Origin of the sequence: Sodalis praecaptivus (assembly GCF_000517425.1) — a bacterium.
In the GTDB taxonomy this organism is placed as follows: Bacteria; Pseudomonadota; Gammaproteobacteria; order Enterobacterales; family Enterobacteriaceae; genus Sodalis_A; species Sodalis_A praecaptivus.
In genome coordinates, this window is record NZ_CP006569.1 from 1,698,868 (window position 1) to 1,719,447 (window position 20,580).

Annotated in this window: 15 protein-coding genes and 1 other annotated feature; of the genes, 9 read left to right on the top strand and 6 right to left on the bottom strand. The window is 58.2% G+C overall.

Annotation, left to right across the window (positions count from 1 at the left end):
- Positions 1–900: an ATP phosphoribosyltransferase gene (hisG, locus tag SANT_RS07490; protein WP_025421675.1), complete on the bottom strand. Its 900-nt coding sequence runs from the start codon at positions 898–900 to the stop codon at positions 1–3.
- A 37-nt stretch (positions 901–937) separates the two neighbouring features.
- Positions 938–1,059, bottom strand: a sequence feature (His leader region).
- 188 nt (positions 1,060–1,247) lie between these two features.
- Between hisG and SANT_RS07495 the strand changes: the two genes are divergently transcribed.
- The 3 genes from SANT_RS07495 (at position 1,248) to SANT_RS07505 (ending at position 5,168) form a co-directional block, all read left to right on the top strand.
- A complete protein-coding gene (locus tag SANT_RS07495; protein ID WP_025421676.1) occupies positions 1,248–2,075 on the top strand; it encodes an SDR family oxidoreductase in 828 nt (275 codons plus the stop codon).
- Positions 2,076–2,203: 128 nt separating this feature from the next.
- Positions 2,204–3,622, top strand: a complete 1,419-nt coding sequence (locus SANT_RS07500; RefSeq protein WP_025421677.1) for a glutamine synthetase family protein — start codon at positions 2,204–2,206, stop codon at positions 3,620–3,622.
- A gap of 172 nt (positions 3,623–3,794) precedes the next feature.
- A complete protein-coding gene (locus SANT_RS07505; RefSeq protein ID WP_025421678.1) occupies positions 3,795–5,168 on the top strand; it encodes an APC family permease in 1,374 nt (457 codons plus the stop codon).
- Between the two features lie 21 nt (positions 5,169–5,189).
- On the opposite strand, the gene sbcB is transcribed toward SANT_RS07505, so the two are convergent.
- Positions 5,190–6,611: an exodeoxyribonuclease I gene (gene sbcB, locus SANT_RS07510; protein ID WP_025421679.1), complete on the bottom strand. Its 1,422-nt coding sequence runs from the start codon at positions 6,609–6,611 to the stop codon at positions 5,190–5,192.
- A gap of 657 nt (positions 6,612–7,268) precedes the next feature.
- Here sbcB and SANT_RS07515 point away from each other — a divergent pair.
- The 5 genes from SANT_RS07515 to SANT_RS07540 all read left to right on the top strand — a co-directional run bounded on the left by SANT_RS07515 (position 7,269) and on the right by SANT_RS07540 (position 13,152).
- Entirely contained in the window at positions 7,269–7,715 is a 447-nt protein-coding gene (locus SANT_RS07515) for a type III secretion system chaperone (protein ID WP_025421680.1), read from the top strand.
- Positions 7,716–7,717: 2 nt separating this feature from the next.
- A complete protein-coding gene (locus SANT_RS07520; protein WP_025421681.1) occupies positions 7,718–9,478 on the top strand; it encodes a hypothetical protein in 1,761 nt (586 codons plus the stop codon).
- Positions 9,479–10,741: 1,263 nt separating this feature from the next.
- Positions 10,742–11,809 (top strand): FUSC family protein, encoded by a 1,068-nt coding sequence (locus SANT_RS07525; protein WP_025421682.1) that lies wholly within the window; start codon positions 10,742–10,744, stop codon positions 11,807–11,809.
- A 169-nt stretch (positions 11,810–11,978) separates the two neighbouring features.
- Positions 11,979–12,323 (top strand): PTS system regulator TmaR, encoded by a 345-nt coding sequence (gene tmaR, locus SANT_RS07530; RefSeq protein ID WP_025421683.1) that lies wholly within the window; start codon positions 11,979–11,981, stop codon positions 12,321–12,323.
- Positions 12,324–12,588: 265 nt separating this feature from the next.
- Positions 12,589–13,152, top strand: coding sequence for a hypothetical protein (locus SANT_RS07540; RefSeq protein WP_025421685.1), 564 nt, complete (start codon positions 12,589–12,591; stop codon positions 13,150–13,152).
- Positions 13,153–13,362: 210 nt separating this feature from the next.
- On the opposite strand, the gene SANT_RS07545 is transcribed toward SANT_RS07540, so the two are convergent.
- Entirely contained in the window at positions 13,363–14,313 is a 951-nt protein-coding gene (locus SANT_RS07545; RefSeq protein ID WP_025421686.1) for an L-lactate dehydrogenase, read from the bottom strand.
- A gap of 151 nt (positions 14,314–14,464) precedes the next feature.
- Between SANT_RS07545 and SANT_RS07550 the strand changes: the two genes are divergently transcribed.
- Complete coding sequence (locus SANT_RS07550) at positions 14,465–15,106, top strand: DNA-3-methyladenine glycosylase family protein (RefSeq protein ID WP_025421687.1); 642 nt, start codon at positions 14,465–14,467, stop codon at positions 15,104–15,106.
- A gap of 273 nt (positions 15,107–15,379) precedes the next feature.
- Here SANT_RS07550 and SANT_RS07560 read toward each other — a convergent pair whose 3' ends face one another.
- From SANT_RS07560 to SANT_RS07575, 3 genes are all read right to left on the bottom strand, one after another.
- Entirely contained in the window at positions 15,380–16,675 is a 1,296-nt protein-coding gene (locus SANT_RS07560; RefSeq protein WP_025421689.1) for an NCS2 family permease, read from the bottom strand.
- 384 nt (positions 16,676–17,059) lie between these two features.
- Complete coding sequence (locus tag SANT_RS07570; protein WP_025421691.1) at positions 17,060–19,183, bottom strand: alpha-galactosidase; 2,124 nt, start codon at positions 19,181–19,183, stop codon at positions 17,060–17,062.
- 10 nt (positions 19,184–19,193) lie between these two features.
- Positions 19,194–20,465, bottom strand: coding sequence for an MFS transporter (locus SANT_RS07575; protein ID WP_051440131.1), 1,272 nt, complete (start codon positions 20,463–20,465; stop codon positions 19,194–19,196).
- Between the last annotated feature and the right edge of the window lie 115 nt (positions 20,466–20,580).

A 20,580-nucleotide genomic window follows, 5' to 3' on the forward strand; every position in this document is an offset into this window, starting at 1 on the left:
TTACTCCATCATTTTTTCAATGGGCAGCACCAGTATTGAGCTGGCGCCGAGGGCCTTCAGGTTTTCCATGGTTTCCCAAAACAGGGTTTCGGTGCTGACCATATGCATCGCCACGCGGTGCTGATCGCCCGCCAGCGGCAGGACCGTCGGACGTTCGGCGCCAGGCAATAGGCTGATGATTTGATCCAACCGCTCGGTGGGGGCGTGCAGCATGATGTATTTCGATTCACGGGCTTGAATGACCCCCTGAATACGGATCAAAAGCTTATCCACCAGCGATTGCTTGGCCACCGACAGTTCGCCATCGCGCTGAATGAGGCAAGCCTTCGAGCGATAAATGACTTCCACCTCGCGCAGACCGTTAGCCTCGAGGGTGGCGCCTGTGGATACCAGATCGCAGATGGCATCGGCCAGGCCGGCCCGCGGCGCGACTTCCACCGAGCCGTTCAGCAGGCAAGATTTGAAAGTGATGTCGAGTTTATCCAGATATTGCTTGAGCAAATGCGGGTAGGAGGTGGCGATACGTTTACCGCGCAGGCATTCGGGACCGGTCCAGGGGACGTCGAGCGGCAGCGCCATCGACAACCGGCAGCCGCCGAAATCCAGCCTGCGCAGGGTGAAATAGCGGGGATCTTCCCCTTGTGCGCGCCGGGTCAGCAATTCCTCCTCCAGCACGTTTTCGCCGATGATGCCGAGATCCACCACGCCATCCATCACCAGGCCCGGAATATCGTCGTCGCGTACCCGCATGATATCAATCGGCATATTTTCAGCAAACGCCAGCAGGCGCTGCTGTTGCAGATTGATCTTTATGCCGCATTGCTCCAGCAACTGCTGCGATTCTTTGCTTAACCGGCCCGATTTCTGCATTGCTATCCGTAACCGTGTTTTGTCCAACATGATGTCCTCTGCCGTCTCTGAATTATTTATCCAAGCCAAAAAAAAACCCTCGGAAGATATCTTCCGAGGGCTCTCTCTGACATTCTGCGCCGCTGGAAGATTAGAACGTCTTCCAGCACTCATCGCCTGAAAGACTAGTCAGGGTGATGGTGATGATGATGGTTGATCAGAATGTTTGTCATTGCCTGTTCCACACGTCGCGTTACTGAATTTTCAGTAAACAATGCCGATAACCTAACCATGTTTGATGCAGAGTGCAACACTTTTTTGTGTCGCTACCCGGCGCTTTCGCCGCCGCAACGCGTTAAGCTTATCGTAAGCGGGAGAACAAAAGGGGAGCGGGCGCGATGAAAAAAGTGGCGATTGTCGGATTGGGCTGGCTGGGCATGCCGTTGGCGCTTTCTTTACTGGCCCGAGGTTATCAGGTGGTGGGGAGCAAAACGCGGCCGGACGGCGTCGAGGCGGCGCGCATGAGCGGGATAGAGTGTTATCAACTGAACTTGACGCCGCTGCCGGAGGCCGATCCGGACGATCTGGCGGCGCTGTTCCAGGCGGACGCCCTGATCATCACCTTGCCGGCTAGCCGCACGGTGGAGGGAGCGGACAATTATTTCCTGGCGGTCCAGCAGGTGGTGGACAGCGCGCTGGCGGCCGCGGTGCCGCGCATTATTTTCACCAGCTCGACGTCGGTGTATGGCGAAGGTTCCGGCGTGAAGCGCGAGGAAAGTCCGACCGCGCCGTGCTCGCCGGCGGGCATGTGTTTGGTTGAGCTGGAAAACTGGCTGCATCAATTGCCCCACACGTCGGTGGATATTCTGCGGCTGGCGGGGCTGGTGGGGCCGGGCCGCCACCCGGGGCGTTTCCTGGCGGGTAAACAGGGGCTGCCGGGCGGTGGGCAGGGCGTCAATCTGGTGCATCTGGCGGACGTTATCAGCGCCATTACCCTGTTGCTGCAACTGCCCCGCGGCGGTCATCGCTACAATTTATGCGCGCCGGGACATCCCGCAAAGCGTGATTATTACCCGGCGATGGCGCGCGCGTTAGGTCTCGCATCCCCCGTTTATCTGGCGGACGCCGGCGACGTCGAGGGGAAGATCATTGACGGCAGCCGGATTTGCAAAGAGCTGGGGTTCGACTATCTCTATCCCGATCCCGCCATGATGCCGATGGCCTGACGCGTCGTCTTCCGGCGCAGATTTGCCAGCCGGCGGCCTTACCGCTATGGTTGATGAGGGGCGTGGTTTTTTGTTGCGCCGCGCTCGGTTCGCGTTCGCGCGACGGCCACAGGCCTCTGAGGTAACCTATGGAAAATCTGGCAGATAGCCCGGCGGTTTTCGACCCCGGACCGACAGTGAGTCGAACCAGCGCGTTCCAGCGCGAAGTCGAGGCGTATCTGGAACGCTATCCCCATACCCGGCAGGTGGATCTCCTGCTGACGGATCTTAACGGTAGTTTTCGCGGTAAACGTGTTGCCCTCTCCAGCGTGCGCCATCTGCGGCGCGGTTTTTATTTCCCCGCTTCGGTGTATGCCATGACCGTGACCGGCAAGACGGTCGCAACGGCGGGCCTGGCCGGCGAGGACGGCGAACCTGACCTGCTGTGCCTGCCGCTCGCCGGCACCCTCACACCCTCCGCCGCCGATCCCACGCACTGCGCGCAGTTACAGCTAACCATGCGCGATCGTGACGGGAAGCCCTATGACGTCGAACCGCGCAACGTGCTAAATCGCCTCTGGCAACAGCTGCGTGTGCGCGGCATCTTTCCGGTGGTGGCGGCGGAGCTGGAATTTTATCTGGTAGACCGGCGGCGTAACGGGGCGCAGATGCCGCAACCGCCCCGCCAACCCGACGGCCGGCAGCGGGAAAATCAGCGCCAGGTTTACTCCCTGGACCGCCTGGACCACTATGGGGCAGTCCTTGACGATATCGCCCGGCTGGCGCGCCTTCAGGGACTGCCGACAGAGGGCGCGGTGGCGGAGTCCGCCCCGGGTCAGTTCGAGATTAACCTCGCCCATAGTGACCAGGTGCTACACGCCTGCGATCAGGCGCTACAGTTGAAACGGCTGGTGCGCCGGGTGGCGGAGCAGCACCGCCTGACCGCCACCTTTATGGCCAAACCCTATGAAGCCTGGACCGGCAGCGGCCTGCACATTCACCTCAGTTTGCGGGATGCCGCGGGCAACAACGGTTTACTGGACTCCCTGGGACGCCCGTCGCCGCTGATGGCGCGCGCTATCGCCGGGGTGCTGGATCTGCTGCCCGCGTCGATGGCGCTGCTGGCGCCCAACGTCAACGCCTTCCGGCGCTTTCAGCCGGGCGGCTATGTCCCGCTGCGCGCCAATTGGGGCGTTAACAATCGGACGGTGGCCGTGCGTATCCCCTGTAGCGATGCCGAGAATTATCGCCTGGAATATCGCGTCGCCGGGGCGGACGCCAACCCGTATCTGGTGGTGGCGGCCTTGCTGGCCGGTATAGTGCACGGGCTGGACGGCAATGCGCCGCTGCCGGCGAGGGTGCGCGGCGACGGCGCGCTGGCGGGGGGCACGCCGCTGCCGCTGCGCCAATGCGAAGCCCTGGCCCTGTTCGCCGACGATGTTCGCCTGCCCGCCCTGCTTGGTGAGCGTTTTTGCCGACTCTTCCATACCTGCAAAACCGCCGAACTGAGCGAGTTCGAGCGACGGGTGACGGCCACCGAAATCGATTGGATGCTGAACAACGCCTGATACGGCGCGTATTGCCATCTTGCCATCGCTGTAGCAAAATACCGCCCGCAAAAACAACCGGCGCCGAAAGGTGCCGGTTTTTTCATCGCTGTTACGCGCAAAGGTTGCATGCGCACGACATGACCGTCACCCGATGAGGCACCCTCGCGCGTGCATGAGGACGTAAATGAGTATGGGGCAGAAAGTTATGGCAGGGCAGGCGTCAGGCCAACGCGCTACGTTGAGAAAAACCCTGACCCTGTTTCAGGTGGTGATGATAGGCCTGGCCTACCTGCAGCCGATGACGTTGTTTGATACCTTCGGCATTGTCTCCGGCCTGACCGATGGACATGTGGCCACCGCCTATGCGGTGGCGCTTTGCGCCGTTCTCTTTACCGCGCTCAGCTACGGTAAACTGGTGCGCCGCTTCCCCTCGGCCGGGTCGGCGTATACTTATGCCCAGAAAGCCATCAGCCCAGGCGTAGGGTTTATGGTGGGCTGGTCGTCGCTGCTCGATTATCTCTTCATGCCGATGATCAACATCCTGTTGGCGAAAATTTACCTTCAGGCACTCTTCCCGTCGGTGCCGGCCTGGATATTCGTCGCCGGGCTGGTGGCGATGATGACGCTGTTCAATTTACGCGGCATCCGCTTGGTCGCCCATTTCAACAGCCTGATCGTGGTGCTGCAGGTGGCGATTATGGTGGTATTCCTGGGCCTGGTGATCCACGGGGTAATGCAGGGGGAAGGCCGCGGCACTTTAGTGAGCATCGCACCGTTTTGGTCTGAAAATGCGCATGTTATTCCCATGATTACCGGCGCCACGATCCTGTGCTTCTCGTTCCTGGGATTTGACGGCATCAGCTCATTGTCCGAAGAAACGCCGGATGCCGGACGGGTGATCCCACGGGCGATTTTCCTCACCGCGCTGATAGGCGGCGTGATTTTTATTATCGTCTCCTACTTTTTGCAGCTGTTCTTCCCGGATATCACGCGCTTCCAGCATCCAGACGCATCGCAGCCGGAAATTATGCTGTACGTCGCGGGTAAACTGTTTCAGTCGGTGGTGCTGTGTTTCTCCTGCGTCACGGTGCTGGCTTCCGGTATGGCCTCCCATGCGGGGGTGTCGCGTTTATTGTACGTCATGGGGCGCGACGGCGTTTTTCCGGTGCGATTTTTTGGTTTCGTGCATCCCACCTGGCGTACGCCGGCCCTCAACGTGCTGCTGGTCGGCCTGATTGCCCTGTCGGCGGTGTCGTTTGACCTGGTGACCGCGACCGCGCTGATTAATTTTGGCGCGTTGGTGGCATTCAGTTTCGTTAACCTGTCGGTCATCGCTCAATTCTGGTTGCGGGAGCAGCGGCGGCGCCGGTTACGCGATCACCTGCACTACTTGCTGCTGCCGCTGGTCGGCGTGCTGACGGTCGGCTTGCTGTGGCTCAACCTGGAGGCCAGCTCCATGAGGCTCGGGCTCTGTTGGGGCGCCGCGGGCGTGGCGTATCTGCTGTTGATGACGCGCGGTTTCCGCCGGGCGGTGCCGCAGTACCGTGAAGAGCTGGCGGGGTAGCGTTTCGCCCCCGCCTTGCCGTTACAACGTTTGCAAATAGTCAAACAGCGCGCGCAGCAGCCGCGCTTTTCGCTCATCCCCTTCATGGGCCTGATACAGCGTCTCCAATTGCTGTACATAGGCCGCCAGCCGCGGCTCGGTAAAGCGGGTCTTGCGGTGCTCCAGCCAGCGTAACTGCTCATCGTGATCCAAGGTGTGGGGGAAATTGCGCGCGCGGTAGCGAAACAGCAGCGGCTTAAGACGCGAGTCGACAAAGCTGATATCCAACGCCGGCAGGTTTTCCGGGGCGGTGGCTTGGATAATATTCATCGCGGCGCGATCGGCATCGCTAAAAAAACCGTCATACAACTGCGCATCCACGTCGTCCGAAGGAGGAAAGGGCGCGCTTTCGGCAAACAGCGCCACCACTTTTTCCCTGACTTCCGGACGGCGCCGCAGCCAGGTAAGGTTATCGAGACAGCGCTGGCGCTGGATGCCAAGCCGTTCAGCATCCAGCGGCCGCAGGGTGTTGGCGGGCGCCAGCACCGGGCATTTATTGAGATGTACCAGTTTGAGCGGTACCGCGGCATCTTCCCCCAGCGCGTCGCGCCGCGTGTACAGCCGGGTGCGCAACGCATCGCTGTCCAGATCCTCAAACACCTGCAAATCGCCGCTGAGATCGCAGACGATGAGGGCGTTGGGGTTATCGGGATGCCAGGCCAGGGGCGCAATCCAGGCGGTATTGCCCCGGGCGGCGCCGAACATACCAGACACATGGACCAGCGGTTTCATTGTGGCAATGTCCACCAGCGTCTTTAACTGATGCTTGCCGCGGTGGCGGTAAAGATATTCAAACAGCTTCGGCTGCGCCTGGCGCAGCAATTTGGCCATCGCCAGGGTCGCGTAGACATCGGCCATGGCGTCATGGGCATTGGCATGTTCAATCCCGTTGGCGCGGGTCAAATGCTCCAGGCGAAAGCTGGGCAGACCCTGGTCATTCAACGGCCATTCAATGCCGTCGGGACGCAGGGCGTAGCAGGCGCGCACGACATCCAGTAGGTCCCAGCGGGAATTCCCCTGCTGCCAGCTCCAGCCGTAAGGATCGTAAAAGTTGCGGTAAAACAGGTTGCGGCTGACTTCATCGTCGAAGCGCACATTGTTATAACCCAGTATGCAGGTAGCGGGCACGCTAAATAATTGGTGGATACGACGGGCAAATTCCGCTTCGGTGACACCGTCACGCAACGCCTGCTGAGGCGTGATCCCGGTAATGAGCACCGCCTCCGGCTCCGGTAGATAATCGTCGGCCGGGCGGCAAAAAAACACTTCCGGCTCGCCTAAGGTCTCGAACTGGCTATCGGCGCGAATACCTGCGAACTGCGCCGGACGGTCTAGGGCGGGGTGTTTACCGAACGTTTCATAATCGTGGACCAGAAATGTGGGCTGTGCTAACGGATTAGCCATGGCGTGGTCCCCTCCTTTTAGGGTAGTGGCTTCCTTCATCGGTCATGTTTAAGACGTCCAGTATGTACACGGGGTTCCCTGTCGCGTGGTGTTGATGTTGAGATCATTGCGCCTCCCGGACCCGGTCACCAGGGCTACCATCGACGGGGGGCAAGGCGGTTATCACCGTGATCTTCCGTCATGGTAACGCATCTTTGGTGATGGCTGAAACGTTGACTCGCGTCCCGCAGTCGCCCAGCTTCTCGCTGTAGGGATTAACTTCTGTCGGTACGCCGGGAGGGAGGGCTTAACAGCACAGAGAGGCCCGTATTACCTTTTGCGAGGCCATCGGACAATGTTTTCCCCGCGATTTTAATTTAATCAGTCTGTTGTCGCGGCGTACCGGGTGGATTCACCCGCAGGACAACTTACATTAACCCGATTTATGCCGGCGCCAGCTTCATCCCCGGGCATTTACTTTATAGTTAATAGACGGTCTTCGGTAGCTTAGGTCCCAGAGCGGGACGGGTGCTGGCCGGAGCACGATAACTACAGTGCGCCCGGAAGGAACCGCAGGAAATAAAACAACGCGTCAGCATAAAAACGGAATATTACCTGTTCTTCAACCGATTTGGACGCGAGATGCCCGTGTCCGCTGCTAAATAAAGGGTGATAGTGATGACGTTTGAACAATTATTACAGGTGCTCTCTGTGGAAACCCATTTAAATCTCGACGAAGCGATTGACAGCGGGGGTTGCACGTTGGAATTCGATAAGCATATCCGGGTGACGTTGGAGCATCATAATGGCTGCGTCTATATTTTCTCGCCGGTCATGGCAATCACCGGTGAATTGTCGGGGGAGTTTTTCGCCTCTTTGTTACAGGTACAGCTATTTGGTATTGCCACGCACCGCTGTTGGTTTGGTTATGATGTGGGCGGCCAGCGTATTATCCTGTTTTTCCTGATGGATTTAGCTTACAACAGCGCGCAAAGCGCGCTGGAAAATATCGAGAATCTGATCGACCAATCCCATTACTGGCTCAAAACCTTGCCGGATATCGCTTGCCATCTTGGTGCTCAAGGTGGCGCTCCGCGGCCGGCAAACCACTTTGCACCGAGGTAAGTATGGAACCTGTCTCCCGCGCCGGTTTTGTTCTGCGCACCGCCACCTATGCCCTACTGGATAAGGCGACTTGGCTGGATACGTTGGCGAGCCGTATCTCGCGCGGTAGCATGAACCGAGATCGCCTGGCTTCTCGCTTGGTTGCCGACATGATGCATCTGGGCGGCGCTGCACTACACCAAACCCCCACGTTTAGAGATTACGACGCCGAGCTGGTCGCGTTCGGTCGCTCGGCCTTGTTGGCTGAAACCCACCAGCAATTTAAAGATGGCGCGGCGAATTTCGTGCGGCGTCTGCTGGCGTCCCGCGACTGTCAACCTTGGCTCCAGACGGTGGCCGCCTCCCTCACCGAGCTGCTGCCGCCGGAGGTGGCGGATCATCCCTTGGAACGGGTTCTAACGGCGTTGAGCCGCCAGGAGAACGGCGAGGCGGTGCTCAGAATGGGACTGCGCAATGCGTTGGCGGGGGTGGTCGGCGGGCGCCTGCTCACCGCGCCGTTAATGTCGGCGTTAAAGCGGGCAATACTGGATAATGGCAAGTATCCGCCCACGTTTTATGGCCATCATGCGGCCGCCTGGTATTTACGCCGGTTGCTGGCGCCTGACGATCATAGTCCGTTGAGCCCGCCCGTCAGCGCCTGGCTTATCGCGTCGGGGGGAGACTTATTCCGTTCGCTGTATCGACAAAAGGGCCTCCTCTATCAGCGTCTGGGCATCCAGCCGGCGGCGAGCGATATCGGGACTCTGTTTGTCCAAGGCTTCCCCTGCACGATCAAAGCCACCGCCGACATGACGCCGGCGGCGCTGACCCGTTTGGTGCTGAAAGCCTATGTGAGCGGCCGTTTGCCGGCGCTTGAGACGTCGTTGGCCACGCTGCCGACGTCGGTCGGCCAGGCTTTCCGCCAGCAGCGGGACACTCTCTTGGCGTTCATCGGCCGTTTGCCGGACGCGGAAATTACCGCCACCGCCGGCCTGCCGGATGAAATCACCGCGGTGACCGCCACTTTAGCGCGGGAAATCGCGCCGGCAGATAAACGTCCCCTTGATAAACACTGCGGCTTCCCGCTGCCGGTAAAACATCCGGTCATGCGCGGCAAATGGGCGGTGGATCCCGGTTTCGACCGGGCGTGGGATGAGGGTATGACGCTGGTCATCCGCCCGGCGGAGCATGAGCTGCGGCTGTGGGTGCAAAAGGGCGTGCGGGCGTGGCACAGCGCCTGGCAAGGCGCCGGCGGCGCCAAGGTCGCCCCAAACTGTGACGACGCGCTGGCGCGATTGTCCGCGCTGGTGCAAGGCAATGCGCTGGGGTTATTGGCCGTTACCCGCTTGCTTAATCCTGCGGGCATCGTGCAGGCGTTGGGGCAGCGCATTTTGTCGCCATTCGATGGCGGCCAGCCCGACCGGATATGTTACCAGGGGTTGTGGTTACAGTTGGCGAAGCCGACGGTAAGCTTTGAGGTGAGTTCGGAGGAGGGCGTCAATATCGACGCGACGCTGAGCTGGCCTATTGTGCGCTATGGCCCCCGTTCCCGCTGTGATATCACGCCGCTGGAGACGGGGGGAGCGGCAACGCTGTCCAGTACCGTACAGATACACCTGGCGGTGACAGCACGCGGAATCGAACAACCCAGCGTCACGCTGGGGCCCGTGCGGCTGCTGATCCGGGAAATCTGGCGCAACAGTGCGCCGCAAGCACCCCATGCCGCCGCCGCGCTGCCGGAATCGGGCAGCCCGCTGGTCAAAATGATGGGCGAGATCGATTAAGGCCCGTCCGCGTAACGGAACCACTACTGCGATGCCGACTGCGCCGCGCTACCGACGGGGAATCAGACCCTGTCGATACAGGAGGCGACATCGGATAGAGAGCGGAATTGAGCCGATATTAATAGCCGCGGCCGAGTGCTAAAGAAAAGCCTGATGATATCCATTAAGGGTACGGGTTACCGCGGCGCTTTGCAAATAAGTGCTTGATTTCAGGCCAGCCAGCGGAGGATAAGAGCAACAACAATAATCCAAAATAATAAACAGATAATAAATACCCCCCGCCAAGCAATATAGCGGGTCATTAAGATTCTATTCCGTAATTTATGTATGGGGTGCATAACAACTTAAACCAAAATGAAATGTCCTATGCCGGAAATACGGCTTACAGGTCGACATCATAAACATACCGACTTAAACCGCAGTTGAATATCAAATAACAATCCTGAAAAGCGACGATTAAAATAGACAAGGTGAAAAGATGAAGATGATAGCCCATCCGCCGGGCAATGACGGTTCCCCATGAAACGATAAAGATTTTTATCGCGGGAGAGGCTATTATTAAACTGACTTGGCGACCTTTTGACAATGGCTGTTTACGTTAAAGTTATTTTTCCCCAGAGAGAAAACGGCATCATCGTGGTCGTTGTTAACAGCGATGGGCTTTTTATCATTAAAGGGCATAACCGGTGCCAGCAGACACGTTACTTTTGCCCGTACTCATCCCACCGTCTAACCGTACCCATCCCACCGCCCAACCGTTATCCTCTTCACTTTCTCAGCGCGGCCGCCTTGCTTGGTGGCCGAACGCCGCGCAAAAGACGTTTGACGGCGCGTTGGCGCTGTGCTTTTGGCCACCCGGCGCAACCTTTGCTTCCCATTGCGGTGCCAGTTTGTCGTAGGCCGTCGCCCCCGCTGTTGCAGGCCGCGGTTAACACGGCGGCCTCAGGCTGTTGCAGGCTACCGTTCCCGCGATTAAAGGTTACCGTCCCACGGTGGCGCCTGCCTGTGGCAGGCTATCATCTCTACAGCGGTTTTCCCCTGTCGCGCTGCGGGTTAAGGCGGATCCCGCCGGCGGGTCACTCCTTTCCGACCCGGCGGCTTCCGTCCCGCAGGTGTGTAGATGGATAGGCGGATGGGTACATAGGCTGATAGGTGAATAGGTTGGCACTATAATTAGTTTGATAAATGATTTCGTGATTATTGATGTCAATGGTATTTAAATTGACTAAAATAGACCTTTCCCTGGTTCCTGGTTACTCCGGCGTGCGTCTCGACAAAAAAATCTCTCCTCTTGAATACCGTATCTACCAGCATTACCGTCTCGCCCATGGCCTGCGTATCAGCCTGGCGTTTGTGCTTACCTTCCTGATCGTGCGCCTGCTGGCGTTGCCGGAAGGCACATGGCCGCTGATTACTCTGGTCGTGGTCATGGGGCCTATCTCATTTTGGGGCAATGTATTACAGCGGGCGCTACAGCGCATTGCCGGCACGGTTTTCGGCGCGGCGTCGGGGCTTATCGCCCTGCGTCTTGAACTGTTTTCCTTGCCGGTGATGCTGGCCTGGTGCGGTTTGGTGATGTTTATCTGCGGCTATCTCACTCTGGGCAAACGCCCTTATATGGCGCTTTTGATCGGCATCACGCTGGCCGTGGTATGCGGCGCGGGCGCGGGCGATATGCGCACCGCCCTGTGGCGCAGCGGGGATGTGGTAATAGGGTCGCTGCTGGCGTTGCTGTTTACCAGCATCTACCCGCAGCGGGCGTTTATCCATTGGCGCATGCAAATGCGCTTTAGCCTGCTGGCCATCAGTAAAATTTACGCGGCCTATATCTCCCCCAACGTCATAGAGCGGCCGCGGCTGGAAGGCCGGCTGAAGACCGTGCTGAATGATGTCGTCAAAATTCGCGCGCTGCTGACGCCGGCAAGCAAGGAAACCGGCTTGCCGAAACCGGTAATGGAATCCATTCAAACGCTGAGCCGCAATATGGTCTGCGTCCTGGAGCTGCAAATCGAGGCGTGGTGGGCATCGCGCGAGAGTCATTTTCTGTTGCTGAACGCCACGTCTTTGCGCCATACGCAAATCAGGACCCTGCGAACGCTGGCGACGCTGGCGGAAGCGCTACGCGAGGGAAATCCAGAGCCTATCGTCGCCAACAGCGAGGAGTTGGCCTCCATCGCGGCGGAGCTGCATCAAATGCGGGAAAGTATCAATCAGCGTCATCAGATCGAGGCGCCTATCTACGGCTATGTATGGCTGAGTCTGAAACTGGCGCAACAGCTCGAAGAGCTGGCGCAGCTTCTATGTATCGCGTTACGCCGGCCAATGCCCTAACCGCGGTCGCGCGCCAGAGGGAGCGCGCCGAGCCGCGCGCGCGTGCAGATTTTTGCCAGCGCCAAAAAGCGGGTAGAATGGGAGCATGCCAAAGTGGTGCATAGCTGCTACTCTGTTAACACGCAGCATTGCAAAGAATTTAACGTATCAGCTAAGCAAGGAAACTGAAATGGATCACATTAAGCCTTCATTCCACGATGTCCTGGAATTCGTGCGCATGTTTCGCCGCAAGAACAAGCTGCAGCGCGAGATTGCCGACAATGAGAAGAAAATCCGCGACAACCAGAAGCGCGTGCTGCTGCTGGACAACCTGAGCGACTACATCAAATCGGGTATGTCCATTGAAGAAATCCAGGCGATTATTAGCAATATGCGTACCGATTACGAAGATCGCGTCGATGACTACATCATTAAAAACGCCGAGTTGTCGAAAGAGCGGCGCGAGCTGTCGAAAAAACTGAAGGCGATTGGGGAAGTCAAAGCCCTCAATTCCGTTGCCGATAGGCAGCCCTAACCGCGGCGCCTGCCGCATAGAATGCTGAGAAAGCGCGCGCTGGCCGGGGTTTCCCCGGCCTTTTTTTTCTGAAAATATAGCTTATGACATATTATGATTATTAATTGTTGATCATTAAATATATATAGCTGATGCAGATAAATAAAATAACGCCGCGGCGAAAATGATGATAGCATTATCACCTTGCCTGTTAGTTTAATCACTACCCAGGCGTCAGGGCAGAGAATAATGGGACTAAGCCACTGAATTAAATTATTGATTTATTATGAATCTCATTACTATTTTTTGTATTGATGACCGGGGCAAATGGAAGTTTCTGAGCCTGACAGGATTTTTACCGGTAAAAAAGGGCGTCAGCGGCGGCCTGGGTTCAAGGCGGATAAGTTCTCTCATGACCGTATATAAATATGATCCCGGTATAATATTACGTCCGGTTGTATTAATATTTTTATTGGTGGTATTACTCTATTGGTTAGGCAAATTGCCTGGCACATTTTCCCCTGCGGAAAAAAAAGGGGGAGGGGTATGTGATACGGCCGAAGCCCTCCCGACCGCACCGCACCGCGCCCTTGATCACGGTGCGGCGGCAACGGGGGCGATGCTGTCCGCAGCGGATCCGATCTATTCTCCGATACCGAACGCTTCGCAGGGCAATGGGCAGGCCACCGGCTGGCCTCGGGCAAAATTCACCCTCGTCAGCGTATGCTGTCAAAAGCTGTATTGTCGGATAAAGCAGAAGAAGATAATTTTTTTCAGCCATATGAAAAAAATACTAAAACGCGAAATCAGGCAGTTACTCAAATCAACTCGGCCAATTAAAGAAAATTAAAACGGCGTGTCGAATTAATTCTCAACCTTGGCGTTAATATAAAACCGCCCGCCACGGCATTATTATTGCCAAGAGGTTTTCCCGGTACGCTGTAAAGGTTGACGGCCATGACGGCCATGACGGCCCCGGCTTAGGGGCGAGTGACGCTGCGCCGAAAGCGGTCCGCAGGTAACGGCCGGCGTGCGGAGGCCGGCCGCCGTTGGCCGCAGCTCAATGGTGCTTCACCGCCAGCCGCCGGATGTGTTGCTCAATGACCGCCGCGGATGTCTCAAATTGGCGCCGCTCCTGCGGCGTGAAATCCAGCTCGATAATTTGCGCTACGCCGTCTTGCGACATCACCGCCGGTACGCCGATGGCCAGACCGCGCTGGCCGTATTCGCCATCCAGTACGCAGGAGACCGTTAGGGCGCGGTGACTGCCGGTTAGCAGGTTGCGGCAAATCTCGGCGATGGTGCCGGCGACGCCATATTCCGTGCAGCCCTTCTGGGCATAAATGTCGAAGCCGGTTTTGCGGGTACGTTCCGCCAGCGCGGCGAAATCCAGCGTTTGACCGTTCTTGCCGCGGCTGAATTCCTCCAGGGGCATACCGTATACCGCGCAATGGGACCAGACCGGAAATTGACTGTCGCCATGTTCCCCCACAATAAACGCGTCGATACTTTGCGGCGCGATATCCAACTGCTCCGCCAACAGGCGGCGCAGCCGGGTGGTATCCAGCCAAACGCCGGTGCCCAGGACGCGATGGCGGGGCAATCCCGACAGTTTCCATACCTGATAGGTAATAATATCGCAGGGATTGGTGGCGATGAGGAAAATACCGTTAAAGCCGCCCGCCATCATTTGCGGCACAATCTGCCCGACGATGCCGGCGGTGGCGTCCAGCTCATCCAGCCGGGTCTGGCCCGGTTTCAGACTGCCTCCTGACACGGTAATGACGGCGATATCGACATCGGCGCAATCCGCCGCGCTGCGGCTGCTGACCGTCACCCGGCTTGGCATATAGGCCGCCGCGTCGGCCAGATCTTTGCGCTGGCCTTCCAGCCGCGCCTGATTGATGTCCACCAGAATCAGTTCTTCGCCGATTTGCTGGTTCAACAGAGCATAGGCGGCGGACGCGCCGACATTGCCGGTACCGATGATCATGACCTTGCGTGGTTTCATAAAACGTCCTCTTGTCAAAAATGCCGGCGGTAGCCAGGCCACGCGCCGTCTAACCCTGACATAGTAAATGAATAATATCACTATTAACAAAATGATATGATTATCGCGGCATCTACTGCCATGACGTGAGCGCGAGGGGATCATGACGGCAATGTTTTTCGAGTACGGCAGCAAAGAAACCGATTGGCTGGCCAGGCGGGATAAGCGCATGGCGCAGGCCATTGCACATTTTGGCATACTCCGGCGGGGGATGATGCCGGATTTGTTTGCCGCGCTGGTCAGAAATATTGTCGACCAGCAAATATCCACCAAGGCGGGCCTGACGGTCAACGCCCGTCTCCTGGCGTTGGCCGGCTCGGTGACGCCGCAACGGCTGGAAGCGCTGCCGGCGCAGGCGATCCAAGGCTGCGGAATGTCGATGAAAAAGGCGTTATATATCAAGGGCGCCGCCAGTGCCGCCATGAGCGGCGAGCTGGATTTGAGCGCCATTCATCAGGCCAGCGATGAGCAGGTGATCGCCACCTTATCCCGCCTGCCGGGCATTGGCGTCTGGACGGCGGAGATGTTGATGATTTTCTCCCTGGGCAGGCCTGATGTGCTGAGCTGGGGAGATTTAGCCATCCGGCGCGGCATGATGCATCTTTATCGCCACAAAACGCTGCCGCGGGATCGATTCGAGCGGTATCGCCGCCGCTACGCCCCCTATGGCAGCATCGCGTCGTTTTATCTGTGGGCCATGTCTACGCCGGATTATGCGGCGGGGCTGGCGGCAGTCAAACCCGCGCCGCTCTAAACTTCGCCGGGGGCCGGCGCCAGATCATGGCCGCGTGGCGTCTTATCATCATTGAATGCGACGCTGACCCGCGGCACCGGTTGCCGCGATAGCGGGCTATGCCGCCGCAGGCGTCGCTTATCCGCGCAGCGGACCTCGTTTAGCATGCAGTCTTGGCCCGGGTAATGCGGCCCGTAGCGGTCTTTGAAAGGGGGAAAGGACGTCGCGGCAACCGCGGGGGTATTGGCGGTGAACGGGCCGCGCCGGCGATCGCCGGGCGGTCCGTAAACGGCATTAGGCGCTGAGCCAGCCCAGCTTGATGACAAACAGAATCGACAGCACAATCAGCGCCACGTTCAGATCGCGATAACGACCGGTCAGCAGTTTTACCAGCGTCCAGGTAATGAAACCGAAGGCGATGCCGTTGGCAATCGAGTAGGTCAGCGGCATGGTCAGAGCGGTAACGGTGACCGGGGCCGACACGGTGATATCTCTCCAGTCTATTTCCGCCAGCCCGGAGGTCATTAGCACCGCCACAAACAGCAGCGCCGGCGCGGTAGCGAACGCGGGGACGCTTGAGGCCAGCGGCGCGAAAAACAGGCTGAGCAGGAACAGGATACCGACAACGATCGCCGTAAGACCCGTGCGGCCGCCGGCGCTGACGCCCGCGGCGGATTCGACATAGCTGGTGGTGGTGGAGGTACCCAACAGCGAGCCAAAAAGCGCCGCGGCGCTGTCGGCCACCAGCGCTTTGCCCATTTTAGGGATATTGCCCTGTTCATCCGCCAGCCCTGCGCGTTTGGTCACGCCGATAAGCGTGCCGGAGTTATCAAACACGTCCACAAACAGGAAGGCGAAAATGACGCTCACCAGCGAGATATCCAAAGCGCCGCGGATGTCCAGTTGCAGGAAGGTCGGGGCGATTGACGGCGGCATGGAGACGACGCCGGCAAACGGGCTGATGCCCACCGCGATGGACAGAAAAGTAATCGCCAGAATACCGATTAACACCGCGCCCGGCACGCGCCGCGCTTCCAGCACCACGATAACAATGAAGCCCAGCATGGCAAACAGCGGTCCCGGCCGGGTGAGATCGCCCAGGCCGACCAGCGTCGCCGGATTATCCACCACGATGCCGGCGCCCTGTAGCGCGATGATAGCCAGGAATAAACCGATACCGGCGGCAATACCCGAACGCAGCGGCAGGGGAATGCTGGTGATGATCCATTCGCGGATTTTAAAGATCGACAGCGCAAAGAAAATTAACGCCGACAGGAACACCGCACCCAGCGCGATTTGCCAGGTATACCCCATATGCAACACCACGGTGTAGGTGAAAAAGGCGTTCAGCCCCATGCCGGGTGCCAGGGCGATCGGGTAGTTGGCGATAAACCCCATCAACATAGAGCCGATTGCCGCCGCAAGACAGGTCGCAACAAACACCGAGCCTTTGTCCATACCGGTGGCGCTGAGGATAGTCGGGTTGACAAACAAGATATAAGCCATTGCCAAAAAGGTCGTCAGGCCCGCGACAATCTCGGTACGTACCGTGGTGCGGTGGGCCGTCAATTTAAATAGTTTTTCCAACATGTGTTTTTAATCTCTGAGAAGATGTCTGCACTGCCCAAGCAATCGTTATGCCACTCTTCGGACACCGGCGCAGGACAGAAAAAAACCCGATTAAGCGTGATTAATCAGGTTCTCAACGGGCATATCGGTCCCGCAGGCATTAACGCTGCGCGCTGTTGCGATAATGCGGTGCGGCATTTTCACCATTCTGGTGCCAAAGCACCAAATGAGTGCGAACGTCCTCAGCCGGGCCGATGTGGCGGCGTCGGGTGACTGACATGCCGGAGCGGCCACATCATATCGCCGGTAACGCTCAACGTCGATCATATTCGTCTCTGCGCGATAACAGACCGCGCCTGCCGACCCAGCACAGCGAAACAACGCAGGGTCGGGCGGCGCCGGCGGCTATTCAGCGATAAATCCCAGCAGCAGGGCGGATTCGGGCTCCAGCACCGGCATCGCCAGGCCGACTTCGCCGAGCCATTCGCCGCTGAGGGTCAGGGTCTGCGTTAGCCAGGCGGGATAGCGTTTCATCGCGCTGTTGCGCGGTTGGCATAGGCTGTCGGGCTTATCCCAGACCTTAACCCGATACCGGCGCGCGGGGGTCAGCCCGGGAACGCGCAGTTGCCCACACAACGCATATTCCGGCAATGTCGGCTGGCTTATCAGCACTACCGCTGTCGAGGCGTCTTCCGCTACCACCCCGTGAATCAGCTGCCCCGGCTGCTCTGCATCAATACGGAACGCACGACCGTGATGCAGTAGCGGGCGCAGCTGTTTATACAGCGCGATATAGTGGGCAAAGCCGGCCTGCTGTTCGGCGTCGGCCCGCACCGGATCAAGTTCAATGCCCATATGGCCAAACAGTGCGGTCAGGGCGCGGAACTGCAACGTGTGTCGCCGGCCGGTGGCATGACACGGTGAATCGCCGATATGCGTGCCGAGCACCTCGGGGGGAAAGAAATAGCTGGCGCCGCGCTGAATCTGTTGTCGGTCCAGCGCATCATTGCTGTCTGAGGGCCAAAAACGGCAGCAGCGTTTCAGCATGGCGTAGTCCATCCGCCCGCCGCCCGAGGCGCAGGATTCAAACTCCACCTGCCCAAAACGCTGGTTCAACTCATCAAACAGGCGATACATCTGCCGGGTCTGACGGGTCATGCTGGCCTGTCCGCCATGGGCGGGCTGCACCACCTCGCGGTTGAAGTCCCATTTTACATAGCGGATATCGTGCTCGCCCAAAAGCCAACTCAGGCGCGCCAACAGGTAGCGATACACCGCTTCGTTGCACAAATCCAGCACCCATTGATTCCGTCCGAGCGGCCGGGGATAGGACGCCAGTCCCAGCACCCAGTCCGGGTGTTTGCGGAACAACAACGAGTCCTGGCTTATCATTTCCGGCTCTACCCAAATGCCGAACTGCATACCGGTGCGCTTGACCGCGTCGATGACCGGCGTCAGGCCCTGCGGGTATTTTTCCGGGTCGGTATACCAATCCCCCAGCGCCGTCGTGTCGCTGTTGCGGCCGCGAAACCAGCCATCATCGATAATGAATCGCTCTACGCCCAGCGCTGCCGCCCGTTGCGCCATTTGTTCAATATAGTCCGGCTGATGATCGAAATAGATCCCCTCCCAGGTATTGAGATGCACCGGGCGTGGCGTCGCCACCGCCGCCGGGAGGCGCGATTGGCGCAAGTAGCGATGAAAGGCCGCGCTCATACCGTTAAGACCCTCTCCCGACCACGTGGCGTAGACCCAGGGTGTGCTGAGGGATTCATCGGGCGCCAGAACGATTTCGCCCGGGAAATAGAGCGCTTCGGCCTGCACCTGCCGGCGTCCGTCGCTTTTACAATCCGCCCGCAGGCGGTGATTGCCGCTCCAGGCCAAATGCAGGCCCCAGAGCTCGCCTTGCTGTTCGCTAAAACCCGGCTGGCCTATCACCAGGGCCGGAAAGTATTCATGGGAGGTCCGTCCGCGGCGGTTTTCCTGTACAAAGCCGCCGTGCGCCAGGTTCAGACGATGGCGGCGGAATTCGCTTATCCAGCGCCCGTGGAACGCCATCACCTCGCGGGCGCGATCGGGTAAGGTCAAGGTGACCGCAAGGCGATTAACCCAGTAGTCTTCCTCGCCGCCGTTGGTCAGCAGCTGGCGAGTGCGCAGCACGCCGGTTTGTTTGCACAAGGTCAATTCGATGCGCAGCGTCAGTCGGGCGTGGGGATCCTCGCAAACTAGCGTCAGCGTTTGGCCTGTGTGTTGATAGGTCCGCGTCGTGAACACCGGCGACCAGTCCTGGCCCTGGCGGTGGCCTTCCAGCCCCGGCACGCTAAAGAGGCCACGCCCGTTCTCAGGACTCAGCGACACAGGGGCGTCCTCGTCGATGCGGCTATTGGGTATCGGGCGATCCAGCGCCGCGACCATCGCTGCATCGCCGTGGGCGAGTGAGCGCCCCCAGTAAATTAATTCCGGAAACGGCAGGCAACGGATGATGACCGTCACGCGGGGGCTTTGCAATTGGACCAGCGACTTTTCCATAACGGGCTCCTTAGTGAACGCGGTGGCGGCCAGACGCCTCGGTAGCGGCGGAACGGCCGTTGAGAGAAAAGGCGGCGATAAGGGTAAAGGTCAACACCACGCCCCCCAATATCAGGTAGGTGGATCGAAAACCGATAAGATCGTACAGACGGCCGGCGAAATAGGACATGAAGATCATCGACAGCTGTTTACTAAAACAGAAGCCGATAAGATAAACGGTGGCCGAGAAACGCACCTCAAACACGCGGGTAATATATTTAAATGATCCCACCAATAAAAAGGGGACCTCAAACATATGCAGCATCTTCAGGAGGATAACTTCGACAGCGCTCGTGGCGAAGGCTGAGCCAATGATACGAAACGCCATAATCCCGCCCGCCAGCAATAGGGCATTTTTACTGCCGATTTTGCCGATAATAAACGGGGTAAAAAACATAATCAGGGCGTTAAGCACTTCGCCGCCGGTGGTGACAAAACCGAAAATTTGCGTGCCGCGCTGGTGCGTGGTGAAAAACGAGGTAAAAAAGTTGGCGAACTGCTGATCGAAAACATCATAGACGCAGGGGACGCCGATTATATAAAGCATGAACCACCAAGCGTCTGGCTTTTTCAGCAGATCGGCGGCGGTTTTCAGGCTAAACGCTGGAGTAGGGTGGGAGGGCGTCGGCGCAGGGTTGACCCCGGCCGGGGCATGATCCGGCCTGGCAAGCCAAAGCAGCACCACCAGGATCAGCGCACAACCCGACGCCAGCCAGAACACCCATTGGCAATTAACGCTGAACAACAGGCCGACCACCGATGCGCACAGCGCCCAACCCAAACAACCGAAGAGCCGTGCCTTGCCATACTCGAATCCACAGTGGCGACTGACTTTTTCCACATAGGCTTCTAAAGCGTGCGATCCGCCGGTAAAGACAAAGCCCAAATAGGCGCCGCCGACCAGCGCCCCGAGTTTGATATTCTTGTGCAGCAGCGGGCTGAAAACATAAATAAAAAACGGTGCGGATAACACCAGCAAGCCCACGATGATGGCGATGAGCGTTTTGCGCAGCCCTAATTTATCCGAAAGGGGCCCCATAATCGGTTGGAACGCCAGTGCAAACAGGGCAATGCTGCCGAAGACCAGACCCGTATCGGATTTACTTAACTGATTGATGTCGAGCAGCCACAAGGGAAAAAAAGGGTAATAAGCCGCCATGATAAAAAAATAGCCGAACAGAAACAGGGCAAATAGCCAGAACGCGCCATTACGCAAATGGCTAACCTGAAGCGGTACCTGCATGATGACGACCTCGAAAAGGTGACGACTTGACGTGATAAAAAGGTGTGTAAAAGATAGAACCGAAACGTTTCGGATGTAGCGGAAACGTTTCGGAATTGTGATCTGGTTAAAAGTT

Bases quoted from the DNA above. Each gene is read 5' to 3' on its own strand.
- SANT_RS07575 (WP_051440131.1), bottom strand. From the start codon at position 20,465: ATGCAGGTACCGCTTCAGGTTAGCCATTTGCGTAATGGCGCGTTCTGG.
- SANT_RS07545 (WP_025421686.1), bottom strand. From the start codon at position 14,313: ATGAAACCACGCAAGGTCATGATCATCGGTACCGGCAATGTCGGCGCG.
- tmaR (WP_025421683.1), top strand. From the start codon at position 11,979: ATGGATCACATTAAGCCTTCATTCCACGATGTCCTGGAATTCGTGCGC.
- hisG (WP_025421675.1), bottom strand. From the start codon at position 900: ATGTTGGACAAAACACGGTTACGGATAGCAATGCAGAAATCGGGCCGG.
- sbcB (WP_025421679.1), bottom strand. From the start codon at position 6,611: ATGGCTAATCCGTTAGCACAGCCCACATTTCTGGTCCACGATTATGAA.
- SANT_RS07570 (WP_025421691.1), bottom strand. From the start codon at position 19,183: ATGGAAAAGTCGCTGGTCCAATTGCAAAGCCCCCGCGTGACGGTCATC.
- SANT_RS07505 (WP_025421678.1), top strand. From the start codon at position 3,795: ATGGGGCAGAAAGTTATGGCAGGGCAGGCGTCAGGCCAACGCGCTACG.
- SANT_RS07550 (WP_025421687.1), top strand. From the start codon at position 14,465: ATGTTTTTCGAGTACGGCAGCAAAGAAACCGATTGGCTGGCCAGGCGG.
- SANT_RS07495 (WP_025421676.1), top strand. From the start codon at position 1,248: ATGAAAAAAGTGGCGATTGTCGGATTGGGCTGGCTGGGCATGCCGTTG.
- SANT_RS07560 (WP_025421689.1), bottom strand. From the start codon at position 16,675: ATGTTGGAAAAACTATTTAAATTGACGGCCCACCGCACCACGGTACGT.
- SANT_RS07520 (WP_025421681.1), top strand. From the start codon at position 7,718: ATGGAACCTGTCTCCCGCGCCGGTTTTGTTCTGCGCACCGCCACCTAT.
- SANT_RS07515 (WP_025421680.1), top strand. From the start codon at position 7,269: ATGACGTTTGAACAATTATTACAGGTGCTCTCTGTGGAAACCCATTTA.
- SANT_RS07500 (WP_025421677.1), top strand. From the start codon at position 2,204: ATGGAAAATCTGGCAGATAGCCCGGCGGTTTTCGACCCCGGACCGACA.
- SANT_RS07540 (WP_025421685.1), top strand. From the start codon at position 12,589: ATGAATCTCATTACTATTTTTTGTATTGATGACCGGGGCAAATGGAAG.